Here is a 15,348-nt window from a genome sequence, read left to right on the forward strand (position 1 = left end):
CAGAGTCACGGCGATTAACTATTTATTAAGGAATTTTTCCAGAATTTTATCCCGATTTTACAGAAATTTACCTAAAGTTTTAAATCGAAAGTATGAGAAAGGATATAACTGCTGACAAAGGCAGATTATTGATGCAGGGTTTGTTGCATGGGAACACAGCCAACGGAACGTAACACCGCTCAAAACGACTCCGAGTCGCCGACCCATGGATCAGATGTTGTCGATTTCCTGCGCCGACACATTGTGATCCTCCTGAATGTCGTTCTGGCTGCGGCCAGGATTCTGTTTTCGGTCGTATTGCTGGATTCCATCGTGAACCGAGACGATTTCCGATGGACGACAATAGACTGGCTGGCTCTGCTTCCGCTCGCTTGGGCTCTATTGGCTATCGCGCTGGCGCTGACCGGGCGATTCCGCTGGAAAACGGGCGGACGGATAATGGTTGTTGCCGACATGTTGGTCAGCGCAGTCGTGATTGTTATTTTTCCCGCTTACACATTATCCGCGCTCGCATTGGCGGTCCTTTCAATGACATTCATGATTTTAAGGCGCGCGGGCCGTTTTAGCTTATTGCTCTCGGGCCTCCCGTTGGCTGCAATGCTTGTTCGTCCGCTGGGGATCCTGAATTTGTCCGGCATGGTGTGGCCAGTGAGTTATGCGAGCCTTGGCGGCGCTGGAGAAATTGTCGCGTTTCTGCTTTCGCTATTTTGTGCCCTGTTTTCTATCTTGATCATCATTCATATCCGAATGGTTGAACGGCCGCTGAGATTTCAGCAACCTTGGGAAGAAGAGTTTGCAGTGGGCGTCGGCAAACATAATATCGCAACAGTCATTGATTGTATCCAGATGATTTATCCGGATAGCCGGCTCGTTTGCATCCTGGACAGTCCCAACAGACGGGAAGGAAAAGCAGTCATAACGAGTTCCAACATTCCACGATCAGACGTTGCATCGCTGCAATCCCAATTGACGGATTATATGTCTCACGGCACTCGGCCTACCATTCTGGAACTGGACGATGACATTCAAACTGAAATTGGAAGTGGCCGCAGATCTCCGATCCCTGCGTCTTTAGAAAAAATGACTCGTGGGCTGACCGGACTGGGTTTCAACAACGGGATCCTCGTTGATTTCAAACTCGGCAGCAATCGCGGACGTCTATTTTTTTCGACGGGCACACCGATCGAAGAGTCTCTGAGAAATGACATGATAATGCTGACCCGGCAGCTGGACCGATTTTTCTACAATGCGACAAATTGGGATAAAAGGCGTCAAGAAATGATGGGCTTGGCGCGCGATCAGGCGCGTCGGGATCTGCATGATGGTATATTGCAGTCTCTCGCAGCATTAAAAATGCGGCTGGTTACAATCATATCAGCCCCCGGATTCTCTTCTCGTCCCGATATCGACGCCTTGCGCAAGACCATTGATATGGTCACCGTGGAGCAGACCAGATTGAGGGCGCTGCTGCACAATGATGAAGCAGACAATGATTCAGTAGATCTCGTTGAAATGATAGAAGTCTGCCTGAAGACTCTCAGTATCCAGTGGGGAATATCGGTAACATTGGCGTCGCAAGAACCAGCACTTCCGGTGGATCACGAATCTGCCAAGAATATAGAATATCTGGTGCGCGAGATCATTGCCAACGCTATTCGCCATGCAGGGGCAAAGCAGCTGACATTCGCAATGGCATTAAGCAAAGGGGTTTTAATAATGACTTTGAAAGACGATCTAAGCGCTTCGAACTTGCAGACTGATAGCGTTCATGCGGCCCGGGAGATATTAACCTCGCGTTCCCTTTCGCAGCGACTGGAACTGGTCGACGGTCACGCCTATTCGGAAGGTCTGGAAGACAGTACCTTGCTCTCGATTAGTATTCCTATGGATTTTACTGAAAATGATTAAACTCCTACTTGTAGACGATCACCCCATTTTCCTCGACGGGCTAAAGCAATTTGTCGAATCCCACGACGGGTTCGAAGTTTTATGCGCCAAATCCGCTGAAGAAGCTGCGGTGCTAATGGACAATAACCAGTTCGACCTGCTGCTCCTGGACATTACCATCATTGGCGGAGGCGGGATGGATATCTTGCGTTCGCTGAATGAAGCCGGATCCACTGTCCCGGTAATCTTTCTGACGGTGCACATTACACCGCAGGATACTGTCGAGGCTTTGAAGCTCGACGTGCGAGGCATCATATTGAAGGAAAGCGCGCCGTCCGAGATTATGGACTGTATTACAATGGTCCTGAACGGCGGTACATATTTCGACAGGGGTGTAACCGAACGAGCATTGCAGCATTCCGTCGACACCCCATCCCATCGGAAGGAGGCCCTGGACAGTTTGACCGCTCGCGAGCGAGAAATCGTTTCGCTTGTTTCCAGAGGTTTAAAGAACCGGGAAATAGCGGTAGAATGCGGATTGACCGAAGGTACGGTCAAAACCCACCTACACAATATCTTTGGTAAAATGGCGGTAAAATCGAGGACCCAATTGCTGATCGCTCTTGGCAAGGTTTCCGATGATGATTTTATCTAGCGACCCTTCAAGGAAGGGAACACGGTTCTAATTCAAGGGAACGGATACGGCGGTCGGATCAAAAACAAACGTGGCTGGATTTACGCCGACCCAGTAAATCATGAAAATAGTGCCGGCCGCGATCGCGACACCATAAGGCATTTGCATCGATTTACGGGCATCTGTTTCTTGAAACGGGCCTGCGCGGACCCGTTTTCTGCGAAACCGGCGTGTGAACAGCATGGCCAGCAACAAGATCAAACCTGCCATGGAGATACACAATAACAGAACCGGACTAGCCGCAAGGTCGAACCACAAAGCGCAGCTGGCGTATAATTTTGCATCACCGCCACCAAACCACCCCAACGCAAACAAACCCATTCCAACAACCAGAGCGATGGCAAAATGCACTCCGTTTTCCCATCCGTTATCCGGGAAACCGTGAACAACAATCCACACACCGAACAACGCGATGACCGCAACCGGAAACAGGTTTGAAATTCGCATCGTCGCCATGTCCTGAACGGCAGCGGAAACGAGTAGCATGGTCAGGACGATCAAAAGCCAATCTGATGTCATGGCTTAGTCCCGTGGGTTGCTGTCCAGCTCAAATTGGCAGCCGCCTTTGATGCCATGGAACTGGAACCAATTACCGCATTGGACAGCAGGGCGGTGCCGGCTTGCTTGTGCCCGGCCAGCAACGCAGCATAACCACTGTTGGTCAATCGTTCGACCCAGCGCGACTGGGACTCTTTCGTGGCTCTCCTTGGTGCTTCTCCCATGGCAGCCCGTGCGATATCCAGATTATTCTGGAATCTCTTATTTTCAGGCTGCTGGATGACCGCCATTTCAAAAATACCCACTGCTTCCACGTAATTTTGCCTGGCGAGCAGAGAATAGCCGAGATTGTTGAGCACGACAGGAGAAGTGTCAGACAAAGAAAGCGCTTTGTCGAACGCATATCTGCTGGCCTGATATTTGCCGAAATGCGCCAGAGCTATCCCCATCATGTTCCATGCCTTCCACCGGTCCGGACATTTTATCGTCACATCCGCGAGAAGACCTATCGCGATATCCCAGTCACCTGACCGGGCAATCGCAATTCCGCTTCCTTCCTTGGCCCGGCACAGATATTCGGGGCTTTGCAGATATCTGGCAAATAATTTGATCGCATGCCTATCGTCTTTTTTGGCTATAGCCAGCTCCGCTTCCAGAATCTTCAGTTCGGCACGTTCGGAATCCAGCGAATGCTTCCTCATCTGATGGAGCATCTCCGAGGCTTGTATCAGACGCCCGCCGTCAATCGCTGCTTCGATTATCGCGCCTCGACCCGATTGGTCACGCTCTGCAAGAACGGTGGCCCGAAGTGAGCCGGGGATCAACATGACCAACCCCAGCACAAAATATGAGATCAGGCCGCGCATGCAGTTTCGGTCCGATAGAACAGCGCCACGCGCATATTCTGCTTTGCCGGTTGCAGTGGAATTCTTCGAGCAGTTTCGGCCCGCTCGTACAGCGTTACCGCGATTTGCCGCAATTCGGGTGATGGCCCCTGGTCAATTCTTGGCAGTCGACTGTGCCGTTTTGCCGTCAGTTCGGCCATGGCAACGTCCAGCTGTTTTAACGCAACATCGGTCAGGAGATCGGACGATGTGGCTGCCATTCGATTGGCGCGGCTATCAAATACGGACCGGATGGCAGCGAAATATTGGCTCTCATTGTCCGGTTTGGCCGAGCTTTTTATTTGCGTTTGTCGCGCATTGAAATTCACACCTGCTGTCCTGACCGGGTTCGATACAAACCAATCGACATGATTTGCAGTCAACAAAACCTCACCCAATGATTGTCTTACAAGCTGGAAACCAGCCTTTTTAGACTGTAATCTCTCGGCCTTGCCGTCTGGAGACTTTTGGCGCTCGATAAATTCGCGGTTGGTCGCAACCTCCGCGTCCCGCTCTGAGAGGCCTTCCAACCATCGACCCAGATTGGCTGCGGACTCAATATTGGTGATTGTGTCATTGCCATCCTCGGCGTTGTCGCCAGCGGTTTCGCTAATCTGTGATTTCACCTCACCCATGACCGTATCGAGGAAAGCGGCGTCAGGTTCAGGATCGGAGATCACTATGCCGAGGCCCTTATAAATTGCGGCAATTGATTCATCGACATCAGCAATTGTGGTCGATGGGATGGAATAGCTGTTGCCAGCGCCAACGATCGTTGCTCTGCTTCCATCGCTTTTTGGATCATCTTCACCATTACCGCTTGCAATCGGTTCGAACGCTTGCGTGCCTTTTGAGGAGATTCTGAGGTCCGCCGAGACGATCGCAGCAGATTTATTTGCCGGAGCCTCCGGCAAAGGAGCACCTGGAGATTCACTCGGAGAATCTGAAGTAACAGGCAGGGCTTGGCGATCCAGCCTTGTCAGAAGAGCAGTTATATCGAGGTCTGGCACCGGGGCCGCTATTACATTAGCTGCGGCTTTTTGAGCTTGGGCAATTTCAAGATCGTGCATGATATTGCGGGCCAGTGCCTTTTGGCCGCTAGCATCCAGATGACGGGCAAGATTGCGATAATGCCGTTCTTCCAGAGGCGCATAGGCCAGCGCCATCTCGAAATTCTTGCGTGCCAGGTCGGGCCTGCCCAGGCCATCATAAGCGACTGCAATCGCACTATAGGCGCTGGCATTTTCAGGTTGGGTGCGAATGATTTTGCGGAGGACATCTACCGCAAGGCCATATTGTCTGTTTCTTATCAGATAATGGCTTTGCTTCATCGAAGCGGCCAACTGCGGTGTCTGGGTTTTGATCCGCACGTCAATATCATGCTTGCGATCCCGGGCATTTGCGGTGCTCGCAAGTATGCCGGCTGTGATCAATAATATTACTCTATGTGCATTCATAATGATTACCCCGCTAGCGCTGGTGCAATTTCGCGAATGACCCGGATCGCAGCCGGGAGCATCAATACGCCAATCATCACCGGCAACATGCAGGCAACAAGTGGAACAGACAGCAAAACTGGCAGCCGGTGCGCTTTTTCTTCCGCCCGCATTCTACGTTTTTCACGCATTTCCGTAGCATAGATCCGCAAGGTCGTTCCGATACTCGAACCCAGGCTGTCGGACTGGATAAGCAATGTCGTAAACGAGCGGATATCGTCGATCTGATTACGCTCGCCCATCATCCGCAAGGTCTCTTCGCGGCTCTTGCCGGCCCTCAGTTCCAGCACGGCGAGACACAGAATTTCCGAAACAAGCGGACAGGATATCGCCATTTCGCGCCCAACACGGTCAAATGCCGCTTCCAGCCCCAGGCCGGCCTCTACACACACCAGCATCAGGTCTAGACTGTCAGGAAATCCGTTGACAATTTTCTGCTCGCGCCGGTCTGCCTGTGCCCGAACCCACAGATTCGGGAGAAAAAGACCAACCAGAGCAAGCACCAAACCCACCAGATAAAGCTTCAATAAAGACGGCGGGGTGCCAGAGGACAAGGTCAGCAATACAAAAATCATTGGCAAACCGAGTGTCAATGTCAGTCGCGTCAACGTAAAAATCCGGGGAGCAGCCGGCGATCGATAACCGGCCGCAATCAGTTTTGACCGCAGAGACTCGCTGCGGGTATCAACCAGTGAAACGCCGCGCTTCTCGATGGCATCCGCCAGACGCGTCCAACCGCTGTTCAACGCGTCCGCCCGCAATGTGTCCGCTCCCGAACCGCTGACGACACCATGTTGCATCTCGTCCAGGCGCGACTGAACCGCGGCACGCTTTGACAGGATGGAATATATCAGGACGACCGCCACGGAGACCAGGGCGAACACACCAACCAGAACGGCGATGCGTATGGTGCCGGAAAGGGCGAGATCAGAAAACATATCAGACTTTCAAATCGATCATTCGACGGATGGTAAAGAAACCAATGAAATACAGAAGGACGAGGCCGGAAAATCCGATGATGAACGCGGGGTCTGTCGCTATATCCAGATAGAAGCTCGGTTTGACGAGAAACAGTCCTGCGAACGACAGTATCGGCAATGCTGTCAGGATCAACGCGGTCATGCGCCCTTCCGAGCTCAGCGCCCGGACCTTCATCATCATGCTCGCGCGCTCACGAATGACACCCGAGAGGTTCTCCAGGATTTCTGCCAGATTTCCGCCGGTTTCGCTTTGGACAGACAGAGAAACGACAAACATCTGCATATCGTCCATGTCCCACCGGTCGGCCATACTCTGCAGCGAGTCTCGCAAATCTGCACCGTAATTGACTTCATCGACAACGATGCCGAATTCGCTGCCGATCGGATCCTGCATCTCGGTGGTAAGAAGACTCAGGGCAGCAGAAATCGGATGTCCCGCGCGCAACCCTCGAACAAAAACATCAAGAGCTACCGGAAATTGCTGCTGCATCTTGGTTCGCCGCCTGTCGCTGAGGCGAGTGAAGACGACGAGGGGAACACCGATCCCCATCACTGCCGAGAAGACTATGGCCAACTGGGTAATACCTGCAGATATACTATAGCCTGCTACCGCTGCGCCAAACAATGTTATGGCGAAGATCAGCCCGGTTCCGGCCAGCATGAAAAAGACTATATTCCGCACCGGCATGTTGATGCCGCTGGACTGCAATATGCGTTCGAAACGACGGGCCAGATTGCCGAGCCCGAGGGGTAGAAAGTCAAAATTGCTTTCGGTTGATCGGCGCAATTGCGATAGAACCACTTCGCGGTCCAAGCCGCTTTCCATCATCTTCAACCGCTTGTTGACTGCACGCCTGCTCCCGCTGCGCGAACGCATCCAGCTGATCGTGGCTTCGGCAGCGAGGAAGACCGAAGCAAAAATCAGGATCAGGACGAATAATCGGATGATGGAAGGGGTCATGTTACTCGAGCCTGTTCTCTGGCCGGAATAGTTCCGAGGGAAGGGTCAGGCCGCGATCGGCCAGTTCTTTCATGAATTTGGGCCGTATGCCGGTGGCTTCAAAATGGCCCAAAACTGTCCCATTTTCGTCTCTCCCCTTCATCCGGAAGCGGAAAATCTCCTGCATGGTGATGACATCACCTTCCATGCCCGTAAGCTCCGACAAGCTTAACAGTCGCCGTCGGCCATCAGCCAGCCGGCCAATCTGGATAACAACGTTGATCGCAGATGCTATTTGTCCGCGCGCAGACCGTGGCGAGATTTCAATTCCGCTCATCCCGATCATCTGTTCAACTCTGGAAAGAGCATCCCGGGCGGTATTGGCGTGAACCGTGGTCATCGAACCGTCATGACCGGTGTTCATCGCCTGCAACATGTCAAAGGCTTCACCGGCGCGAACTTCGCCGACAATGATCCGGTCCGGTCGCATCCGGAGCGCATTTTTTACGAGATCACGTTGCGAAACCTCGCCGCGACCTTCGATATTGGGTGGCCGGGTTTCCAGCCGCGCTACGTGAGTTTGCTGCAATTGCAGTTCTGCCGAGTCCTCGATTGTCACGATGCGTTCCTGTTCATCGATGAAGGATGACATCGCGTTGAGCAAAGTGGTTTTACCAGAACCTGTGCCGCCGGAGATCAGCACATTGCGCCGCGCCTGAACAATGGCCTCCAGTACCTGACCAATCTCGGCCGGAACGCTTCCCAACTCTGCCAGCCGCTGCATACTGATCGGAATTTTGGCAAATTTTCGTATCGAAAGCAGCGAACCATCGACCGCGAGAGGTGGTACGACAGCATTTACCCGCGAGCCGTCTGCCAGTCGGGCATCGACGAAAGGCGCGGATTCATCAACCCGCCGGCCTACGGCAGACACGATTTTCTGGATGATTCGCAGCAGATGTTTCTCGTCTTTGAACCGCACCTCTGTCCGGGTCAGCAATCCGTTCCGCTCAACGAAAACAATGTCATGGCCGTTGACCAGAATATCGGTAATGGCGGGATCCTGCAGCAGGGGTTCGAGCGGCCCCAATCCCAGCAGTTCGTCCAGAATGTCAGATACGAGACGCTTGCGCTCGTGCTTGTTCAGTGCATGACGCTGGAGCGCAAGCTGTTCGTGAACAATTTCTCCGATTTCCACCTCAATCTGGTCTCGGGACATCGTTTCCAGTGCCGAAAGATTGATCAAATCGATCAGCCGCCGATGCAATTCGACCTTCAGATCGAGATTTTCAGCCGCTGCCGATTTGTCGCCGGACATAAACGAGTCATCGGCGACCCGGGCTTTTTCATTGTCCTCTACCAGCGCCTCGAAGCCCGGCTTGAGATTGTTGGTTTTACGCACCTGCCACATGATCAGTCAGTCCGTCCCAGAGTTTCGTCGATACTTTCCAATATGATCTCGATATCTTTGCTGATTTTACTCTTACGGCGAATCTCGTCGATCAGGACGCCTTGATCCTGTGCGGCACTGACCAGCGGATAGTCGTTGTGGAGACTATGCTGGACAGGATAATTTATTGCCTTTTCGGCATCCTGCAAATTGATAGAGCGGAACAGCTTTTTCTCGACGCGGTTGACAACAACCTGCACATGGTTTCCGGAAATGCCTTGGCTTTCCAGCAGGGCGAGTTGCCGTTTCGCTTGTCGCAGACTGGCAATAGTCAATTCTACCACAAGCAGGACGATATCGGACCGCGCGACCAGCGAGACGGACCAGTTGGTCCAATTGCCTGGGAGGTCGATGAAAATCGTATCATATTCGCGGGATGCAATGTCGATGATCCGGTAAATCTGATCGGCATTTACGGATTCCATCGGCATGATTTCCGCTGGCGCCGGTATCACGTTCAAGCCTGTCGGAAGAGTGGATGCCACAGACTGCAACAGTTCGCCGTCAATCCGGGAACCGGCATCCAGCAGATCCGAAAGGTTTAGCGGCTGATTGACTCCCAAATAGGATGCTATGCTGCCAAATTGCAGATCAAGATCGAAAAGGCAGGTTCCACCTTGGTCCGCGGCGTGCATTTCCGCATATCGGCTGGCCGCCTGGGTTGCGATCATGCTGGCACCGACCCCGCCGATGCTCTTGATTACGGAAATGACTTTTGCCGGGCTTGTCTCGACTTTTACGTCTTTCTTCATGCCAGCCAGAACTTGCTGAAGAACCTCCGACAAGTCGGAATAGGATAGCGGCAGTTCGATCACATCGGCTATGCCATTTTTGAGCAAAGTGCGGACGAGCGGCAAGGATGCATTGCGGACAGCAGCAATAATCGGGAGGTTAGGAAATTTTTTCCCGATTTTTGAAATCCGGTCGATTGATGAGGGAACTTCGCTATCCACCTCGATAACCACGATTCGAGAGTCCTTGAGCAAATCGGTCGGCAAGGGTGCATCGAGATCCAGCATATCGAGAGTAAGGGAGATCGCTCCGCCCTCTGCATCGGACAATTCTGAAGCGGCCAATTCCTTTTCCGACAATATGAGATGAATATGGTTGTTATCGAGCGACAAAGCCCACTCCTGTCCAGGTTTGTTATGATCAAAAATACCCACGGTTCATCCTCTAGTTCGCATAAGTGCCTTCACCGTCTTCCAGCGTCAGTGCGGCGCTGAAATCGGGTAAGGTTATGGTGGTGCCGAAAATCTGGGTCAGAAGCGGCTGGAAGTCGAGGTTTTGCAGGCGGATCGTTACCAGAGGGGCAACGTCAGGTCCATTGGGGTCGCCTGCAAAACCAAGTCCGGAATAGCCATATTCAACAACCACGTTTTCGGCTGCAACGTCTGGTTTGAAAAGATTGATACGATCCACGATATTGTTGAACGCTGTGGCGTTCACCGTTGACAGATATGCACTATCACATGTCCCACCCGTCACGCAGCTGCAAGCCGGTGTTCCCCCAGGCGCTTCACACACTATTCCGGGAAAAGCTGTTTCGGGTACAGGGTCTCCCTGCAGAACCGACCCGCTAATGGCAAAACTATAGGACTCAAGAGCCGAGGGGACAATATCGGTTGCGACCGCATAGCGGACACCCATCTGGGTGGCTTTTTCGGCCCGGTTCCAGTCCCACATCAACCGGCCAACATCCATCATACCAAGCAGAAATATAAGGAGGATCGGCAGAACCATAGCGAATTCTGCTGCTGGCCCACCCTGCTCATCTCGAAGGAAATGCTGAACAGGCCGGATCATATGCCGTTCACCGTTGCCTGAGCTTCAGCATTCAACGTAAGATCCGGGTCCGCGAGGCCGACTATGCCGAACAGCGAACTATACGGCACCGCGGCGGTAACAGTCACTACCGGCGCACCGCCTGTCTTGTCCTTGTAAATGCCCCCGGTCGTTGCCGCGGAGCAGGCAACATTCACCGTGATGGTCGTATCCTCGATCGCATTGGTCCATCCGCGCAAGCGTGGTTTGTCAGGAGTGACGTCCGTCACCTGCCCCGTCCGCACGACATTTTGAATTTTGTCGTCACGCGCTGCATTCGCGGAGTTGGCGCAATCATATTCGCTGAAGGACAAGCGTCCGGCATAGCGCGCACCATCGCGAACCGCCTTGACCACGACATGCTCGCTCAGGAAATAATTACCGAGTTCAAACGAACCGAACATCAAGGCTATCAGCATCGGAGTGGCCAGCGCCATTTCCGCCGCTGCAGTACCGCGCGTACATTGCATCAAGGACAAGGGTAAACGTGCCATCATTCGATCAAATAGGGCACGTCACGCGCCACGGTTTGAGTGCCGCCGTTACCGCTCCCGCCGGCTACGGTTTCACCGATGAGTTCGACATAGACGTCGGATTTTTGTGAATAGACCGTACCACATCCCATGCCTGACTTGCATTTGTCTCTTGCAAAGGAGGGTTCGACAAGAAAGAGATCAACCCATTTCAAAACTGGTATATCGGTGTCCGACGGAGAAATGTCGTGCGCATCGCAGTTTATCACCGCAGCCGAAATTCGCCGGCGATCAACGTTGGAACCTCCCGGCATGATCCCCGGAGTTATGCATGCGGGGGTCGAATATGCCCGTTTGGATCCGACCTGGGGTGTCGCGGAGAGCCGGGTGGCGTCTTCAAGTTCCCACAAGTATACCTGATAGCGGGTCGGGCTGGCGCCGACCTGATTCGCGTAATTCGATCCATAATGCGATCGCCAGTAAGCATTGATGTCCCACACGCCGGTGCCGATTCTCGAATTCCCGGTTGTCGCGGCACAATCACCGGCGTCGCTCCATGCATGACACAGATCGCGGGGCAGCCCCATGACCGAGGGTGTGGTCGAAATTGGCGCAGCAGAAGTGGGGCGGTACCGATCAGTATCAGGCTGCTCCCAGCCCTGGCCGGTTATTCCGCAACTCATCGCACCATTGCCGCGAACAAGATCCTTGCGGGTGTTGGTTGAAGGAGAACATGTGCCGCCGGTTGGGCAGCTATTGCCGTTCGCATCGATGTCGAACCGGGTGTTCAGTCCGTCCATCACACTGGCATTGAGACCGGCCTTTATCTCAACGCCATCACTGGCGATGCAATCGCCAGGCGGCGTATTGTACCCAACCGCCCTTAGCAGATTATTGGCACCGGTTCCGAAGCCGGTTTCCAAAAATCCAAAAGCACCCGGGCCGTATGAACCGTCGCCGACAAGCTTGATTCCCGTGCCCGGTGCCAAGCTGAAAGCATAATCAATATCGGTATTGTTCAATGGTTCGCTCGGATTGCAGAACATCACTGGCGGTGTCCGGCAGATTGAAGACCCGACACCGGCGAACGCGGTTGCGTCCAGCGCCCCCGACGAAAAAGCTGCAACAATCGGCGTCAGGGCAAAATTTGCGGTGCGTGTCACCGTCGTCACTTCGACAAAATTTGCTTCCGCGTCCGTAGTTGCGACCGTTCCCTTGCCTTTATCAACGTAGAAAACCACATTGGCAGTCGGCACAGAAATCGCCCTGCTGCCAACATTGTCATTGGAGAACAGAGTTGAATTGGTGACCAGCGTCTGTGCGGCATCCGTGGCTCGGGTCCTGGCCCCGGCTTCGCCATCCAGCTGCGTCGCTGCGGCCAGCGCGGCCTGATCGGCTGCATTCTGAAGCTCGCTGTCCATTGCAGCCATCCGGGCATAGTCAAAGCCGATTCCGCCAACCGCGATCAACGCAAATAAAGACAGGGCAATCGTGGGCGCAACCGCAGCGCTTTCATCGTTCCTGAACTGACTCCATTTCACGCGCTTCACTTTTCATGCCCTTTCTTCGACGACTAATTTGGACCGCTACTCGAACCGCTTGTTGTCTTGACACCGACCGGTTCCTTGACCTTGCCGGTGCGATATCTCTCAACCGCCGCCGCGCTGACCGAACCGTCCGTAGTTTGCTCATCTTCATATTGCGGATCGGGGTTCACGATTTGCGCAGCATAATTGTGCCGGACAGCGCCTCCGAAGGTCGTATCATTAGGGGTACAGGCCGAAAGGCCGGCGCCGGCCACCGCAGCCAGAGCGGTCGAAATCAGGGTGCGATTAAAATTCATATCCGTTCGGCCCGATAAAGCCGCCTTCTGCTGGAATGGTTGTGTCGGCTTCTGGTGGCGGTGCGTCTGGATCAAACGGATCCACGCCCACAGCCTTGTCGGACCGGCCCATCAGGAATAATTCCAGTTCCGAAGGCTCTTTCACGCGATCTGTGGGAAGTTGCACCATATCGGCTTTCATCGGCTGCACCAGCCGCGGTGTGACAATGATGACCAGTTCGGTTTCCTGTTTCGCAAAGCTGGTCGAGCGGAACAGCGAACCGATGATCGGAATCGACCCCAAAATCGGGAACTGTCGAACCGTATCCTGGAAATCCTTGCGAATGAGCCCCGCGATTGCAAAGGACTGGCCGTCACGCAGTTCCAGCGTGGTATTCGCGCGCCGCGTCTGAAGGCCCGGAATGGCAAGTCCGTTGACCCGGATCGAAGCGGAGGGATCAATCGAACTTACTTCCGGCTCGACTACCAGGTTGATAACACCATCCGCCAGAACCGTTGGCGTAAATGCCAGGCTCACTCCGAACGGCTTGAATTCAATCGTTATGTTATTGCCATCCTCGCCGCTGCCGCCTTGCGAGACAGGAATGGGAAATTCTCCGCCAGCCAGAAACGACGCCGTCTCTCCGGACAAGGCCACCAAAGTCGGCTCGGCCAGCGTTTTGACCACGCCTTTGCGTTCCAGCGCATCCAAAGCCCCGAATATATCAAGATTTCCGATATTGAAGGAACCGGCGACGATACCAAAACTGTCCAATATGCCGCCGATATCGATCGTCGGCACGCCGTTTTGATTGGTCAAAAGAGCGGTCGAAGGGGCGGTGCTTCCCAAACCACCCTGAAAGCGTCCGTTCTGGGACAGGAATGCAGCATTCAGACCAAATTGCTTGCCGACCTGACGGTTCATTTCCGAAAAGCGGACTTCAAGCATAACTTGCTGCGTGCCGCCAACGGACATCATGTTGACGACATTATCGCCAGCATAGGTTTGCGCCAACTGCATTGCCCGATCAACCATCGGGCTACTCGAAACGACACCTGTCAGAACAATCGAATCATTGGAAATATTGGCTCCGACCTTCTCGCCGGGCATAAGCTGTTCGAGTTGCCGGCGCAGCGAAACCACATCCGGGCCAACGGCGACATCGACGACCGATATCATCCGGTTACTGCTGTCATAGAGCGTCAGGCTGGTCGTGCCCATTTTCTTGCCGAGCACATAGAGCGACCGGTTGGTCATCGGCAATATGTCGGCAATTTCATCATTGCCGATCATCGCGCGGGAAAAATTCCGGTCGACGTTGAGAATCTGGCTTTTGTTCAGCGGAACATCCAGCTGGCCGCCATGCGCGCCGCTATACTGATTTGCGGTATAGACCGACTGTGCCAGCACCGGAGTGGTAGCTGTGGTGCAGGCCAGTGCCAGCAACGTGCAGGCGGACAGTCTTTTTCCCAATCTAGAAACCAGCATGACGTTTCACCTCGTAATTTGTCGCCCCGGTTCCACGCACGATTTGCACGCTGGTTGTGTTTGATGGGCGTTTTGCTGCTGCAGCTCCGCCGCTGCTCCTGCGGACGCGATAGACCGGCGCCCGCGCGTAATTGGCATAGCTCGAGGATGGCGAACGATAACGGCCGCTATAGGCACCATCCTGCAGATCATCGATGCTGACGGTCTGGACTGCTTCGGTGTCCTGATTGGCCACATTGCGCAGTGCCAGCGACAGGCTGCCGACCGCCTCTCCGAGTACCAGCTTCTGCGCGTCAACCGGGTCGACTTCGAGGGTCGCTGTCTTGCTGACTTTGGGCTGATTGGCATTGTCATTGGCATTCTGGTCGATGGCGATGACCTTGATATTCTGCAACAGGACATCGGTAATCTGACCTGTCCGGTCACCATTGCCGTCTGCAACCTGCCGGGTGATAAACACATCCACGCTGTCGCCAGGAAGAACAAAGCCGGCAACACCGGTCACATCGCCCACGCGGACGGCAACGGCGCGTTTGTCTTCAGGAAGGACAGCCGATATCGACGCCCTGCCCCCTTCGCCGGAAAGTTTGGATTGCATGATCGGTTCGTTGACCTCGATCGGGCGCAACGCCACACGGGGTGCGCCGGGGACAACAAGTCCGGTCCTGCTCGGGAAAGTTCCGGCCGGCAGTGATGCTCTCGGCCAGGAAACGAATTTGATATTTTCGGTGGTTACGGCCGTGCCATATTCCAGCGGAACGCGGGCCACGGCGACGCGCACCATGGTCTTGTCGACGGTTTCCGCCTGCTGCTCGACGCCGCTCAAATAACTGTTGGCGACAAATACCGCCGCCAGTCCCAAAAGGATCGCGAGACCCAATACGATTAAAGATCGATTTTGCGGCATGGCG

At 53.9% G+C, this 15,348-nt stretch carries 15 protein-coding genes; 2 read left to right on the top strand and 13 right to left on the bottom strand.

Annotated elements, in window-relative coordinates; all coding sequences use genetic code 11:
* Positions 1–147 precede the first annotated feature (147 nt).
* Positions 148–1,908 (top strand): sensor histidine kinase, encoded by a 1,761-nt coding sequence (locus SPHFLASMR4Y_RS17095; RefSeq protein ID WP_089133094.1) that lies wholly within the window; start codon positions 148–150, stop codon positions 1,906–1,908.
* Complete coding sequence (locus SPHFLASMR4Y_RS08200) at positions 1,901–2,542, top strand: response regulator (protein ID WP_089133095.1); 642 nt, start codon at positions 1,901–1,903, stop codon at positions 2,540–2,542. Before SPHFLASMR4Y_RS17095 ends, SPHFLASMR4Y_RS08200 begins: the two co-directional genes overlap by 8 nt.
* 27 nt (positions 2,543–2,569) lie before the next feature.
* Here the strand turns inward: SPHFLASMR4Y_RS08200 and SPHFLASMR4Y_RS08205 are convergent, their stop codons facing one another.
* The 13 genes from SPHFLASMR4Y_RS08205 to cpaB form a co-directional block, all read right to left on the bottom strand.
* Positions 2,570–3,100 carry a prepilin peptidase gene (locus tag SPHFLASMR4Y_RS08205; protein WP_089133096.1) on the bottom strand — a complete coding sequence of 177 codons (531 nt, stop codon included), beginning with the start codon at positions 3,098–3,100 and terminating at the stop codon, positions 2,570–2,572.
* Positions 3,097–3,945: a tetratricopeptide repeat protein gene (locus tag SPHFLASMR4Y_RS08210; RefSeq protein ID WP_089133097.1), complete on the bottom strand. Its 849-nt coding sequence runs from the start codon at positions 3,943–3,945 to the stop codon at positions 3,097–3,099. The genes SPHFLASMR4Y_RS08205 and SPHFLASMR4Y_RS08210 overlap by 4 nt, the downstream gene beginning before the upstream one ends.
* Positions 3,933–5,420, bottom strand: coding sequence for a hypothetical protein (locus SPHFLASMR4Y_RS08215; RefSeq protein ID WP_089133098.1), 1,488 nt, complete (start codon positions 5,418–5,420; stop codon positions 3,933–3,935). Before SPHFLASMR4Y_RS08215 ends, SPHFLASMR4Y_RS08210 begins: the two co-directional genes overlap by 13 nt.
* A gap of 5 nt (positions 5,421–5,425) precedes the next feature.
* Positions 5,426–6,397 carry a type II secretion system F family protein gene (locus tag SPHFLASMR4Y_RS08220; protein ID WP_089133099.1) on the bottom strand — a complete coding sequence of 324 codons (972 nt, stop codon included), beginning with the start codon at positions 6,395–6,397 and terminating at the stop codon, positions 5,426–5,428.
* A gap of 1 nt (position 6,398) precedes the next feature.
* Entirely contained in the window at positions 6,399–7,400 is a 1,002-nt protein-coding gene (locus SPHFLASMR4Y_RS08225; RefSeq protein ID WP_089133100.1) for a type II secretion system F family protein, read from the bottom strand.
* A gap of 1 nt (position 7,401) precedes the next feature.
* Positions 7,402–8,697 carry a CpaF family protein gene (locus SPHFLASMR4Y_RS08230; RefSeq protein WP_089134779.1) on the bottom strand — a complete coding sequence of 432 codons (1,296 nt, stop codon included), beginning with the start codon at positions 8,695–8,697 and terminating at the stop codon, positions 7,402–7,404.
* 95 nt (positions 8,698–8,792) lie between these two features.
* Positions 8,793–9,953 carry a CpaE family protein gene (locus tag SPHFLASMR4Y_RS08235; protein WP_089133101.1) on the bottom strand — a complete coding sequence of 387 codons (1,161 nt, stop codon included), beginning with the start codon at positions 9,951–9,953 and terminating at the stop codon, positions 8,793–8,795.
* 52 nt (positions 9,954–10,005) lie between these two features.
* Positions 10,006–10,572, bottom strand: a complete 567-nt coding sequence (locus tag SPHFLASMR4Y_RS08240) for a TadE/TadG family type IV pilus assembly protein (protein WP_260806868.1) — start codon at positions 10,570–10,572, stop codon at positions 10,006–10,008.
* Between the two features lie 59 nt (positions 10,573–10,631).
* Positions 10,632–11,150, bottom strand: a complete 519-nt coding sequence (locus SPHFLASMR4Y_RS08245; protein WP_089133103.1) for a TadE/TadG family type IV pilus assembly protein — start codon at positions 11,148–11,150, stop codon at positions 10,632–10,634.
* Complete coding sequence (locus tag SPHFLASMR4Y_RS08250) at positions 11,147–12,676, bottom strand: pilus assembly protein TadG-related protein (RefSeq protein WP_313906728.1); 1,530 nt, start codon at positions 12,674–12,676, stop codon at positions 11,147–11,149. Before SPHFLASMR4Y_RS08250 ends, SPHFLASMR4Y_RS08245 begins: the two co-directional genes overlap by 4 nt.
* 23 nt (positions 12,677–12,699) lie before the next feature.
* Positions 12,700–12,969 carry a hypothetical protein gene (locus tag SPHFLASMR4Y_RS08255; protein WP_260806871.1) on the bottom strand — a complete coding sequence of 90 codons (270 nt, stop codon included), beginning with the start codon at positions 12,967–12,969 and terminating at the stop codon, positions 12,700–12,702.
* The gene (locus tag SPHFLASMR4Y_RS08260; RefSeq protein ID WP_089133105.1) at positions 12,959–14,437 is read right to left on the bottom strand and encodes a type II and III secretion system protein family protein; all 1,479 of its coding nucleotides are present in this window, start codon (positions 14,435–14,437) and stop codon (positions 12,959–12,961) included. The genes SPHFLASMR4Y_RS08255 and SPHFLASMR4Y_RS08260 overlap by 11 nt, the downstream gene beginning before the upstream one ends.
* Positions 14,424–15,344 carry a Flp pilus assembly protein CpaB gene (gene cpaB, locus SPHFLASMR4Y_RS08265; RefSeq protein WP_089133106.1) on the bottom strand — a complete coding sequence of 307 codons (921 nt, stop codon included), beginning with the start codon at positions 15,342–15,344 and terminating at the stop codon, positions 14,424–14,426. The genes SPHFLASMR4Y_RS08260 and cpaB overlap by 14 nt, the downstream gene beginning before the upstream one ends.
* Between the last annotated feature and the right edge of the window lie 4 nt (positions 15,345–15,348).

Source organism: Sphingorhabdus sp. SMR4y, from assembly GCF_002218195.1.
Classification (GTDB): Bacteria; Pseudomonadota; Alphaproteobacteria; order Sphingomonadales; family Sphingomonadaceae; genus Parasphingorhabdus.

What these genes read in the sequence shown, in the direction of transcription:
- SPHFLASMR4Y_RS08205 (WP_089133096.1), bottom strand. Translation starts at nt 3,100, where the DNA reads ATGACATCAGATTGGCTTTTGATCGTCCTGACCATGCTACTCGTTTCC.
- SPHFLASMR4Y_RS08245 (WP_089133103.1), bottom strand. Translation starts at nt 11,150, where the DNA reads ATGATGGCACGTTTACCCTTGTCCTTGATGCAATGTACGCGCGGTACT.
- SPHFLASMR4Y_RS17095 (WP_089133094.1), top strand. Translation starts at nt 148, where the DNA reads ATGGGAACACAGCCAACGGAACGTAACACCGCTCAAAACGACTCCGAG.
- cpaB (WP_089133106.1), bottom strand. Translation starts at nt 15,344, where the DNA reads ATGCCGCAAAATCGATCTTTAATCGTATTGGGTCTCGCGATCCTTTTG.
- SPHFLASMR4Y_RS08225 (WP_089133100.1), bottom strand. Translation starts at nt 7,400, where the DNA reads ATGACCCCTTCCATCATCCGATTATTCGTCCTGATCCTGATTTTTGCT.
- SPHFLASMR4Y_RS08260 (WP_089133105.1), bottom strand. Translation starts at nt 14,437, where the DNA reads ATGCTGGTTTCTAGATTGGGAAAAAGACTGTCCGCCTGCACGTTGCTG.
- SPHFLASMR4Y_RS08210 (WP_089133097.1), bottom strand. Translation starts at nt 3,945, where the DNA reads ATGCGCGGCCTGATCTCATATTTTGTGCTGGGGTTGGTCATGTTGATC.
- SPHFLASMR4Y_RS08215 (WP_089133098.1), bottom strand. Translation starts at nt 5,420, where the DNA reads ATGAATGCACATAGAGTAATATTATTGATCACAGCCGGCATACTTGCG.
- SPHFLASMR4Y_RS08230 (WP_089134779.1), bottom strand. Translation starts at nt 8,697, where the DNA reads ATGTCCGGCGACAAATCGGCAGCGGCTGAAAATCTCGATCTGAAGGTC.
- SPHFLASMR4Y_RS08200 (WP_089133095.1), top strand. Translation starts at nt 1,901, where the DNA reads ATGATTAAACTCCTACTTGTAGACGATCACCCCATTTTCCTCGACGGG.
- SPHFLASMR4Y_RS08240 (WP_260806868.1), bottom strand. Translation starts at nt 10,572, where the DNA reads ATGGTTCTGCCGATCCTCCTTATATTTCTGCTTGGTATGATGGATGTT.
- SPHFLASMR4Y_RS08255 (WP_260806871.1), bottom strand. Translation starts at nt 12,969, where the DNA reads ATGAATTTTAATCGCACCCTGATTTCGACCGCTCTGGCTGCGGTGGCC.
- SPHFLASMR4Y_RS08220 (WP_089133099.1), bottom strand. Translation starts at nt 6,397, where the DNA reads ATGTTTTCTGATCTCGCCCTTTCCGGCACCATACGCATCGCCGTTCTG.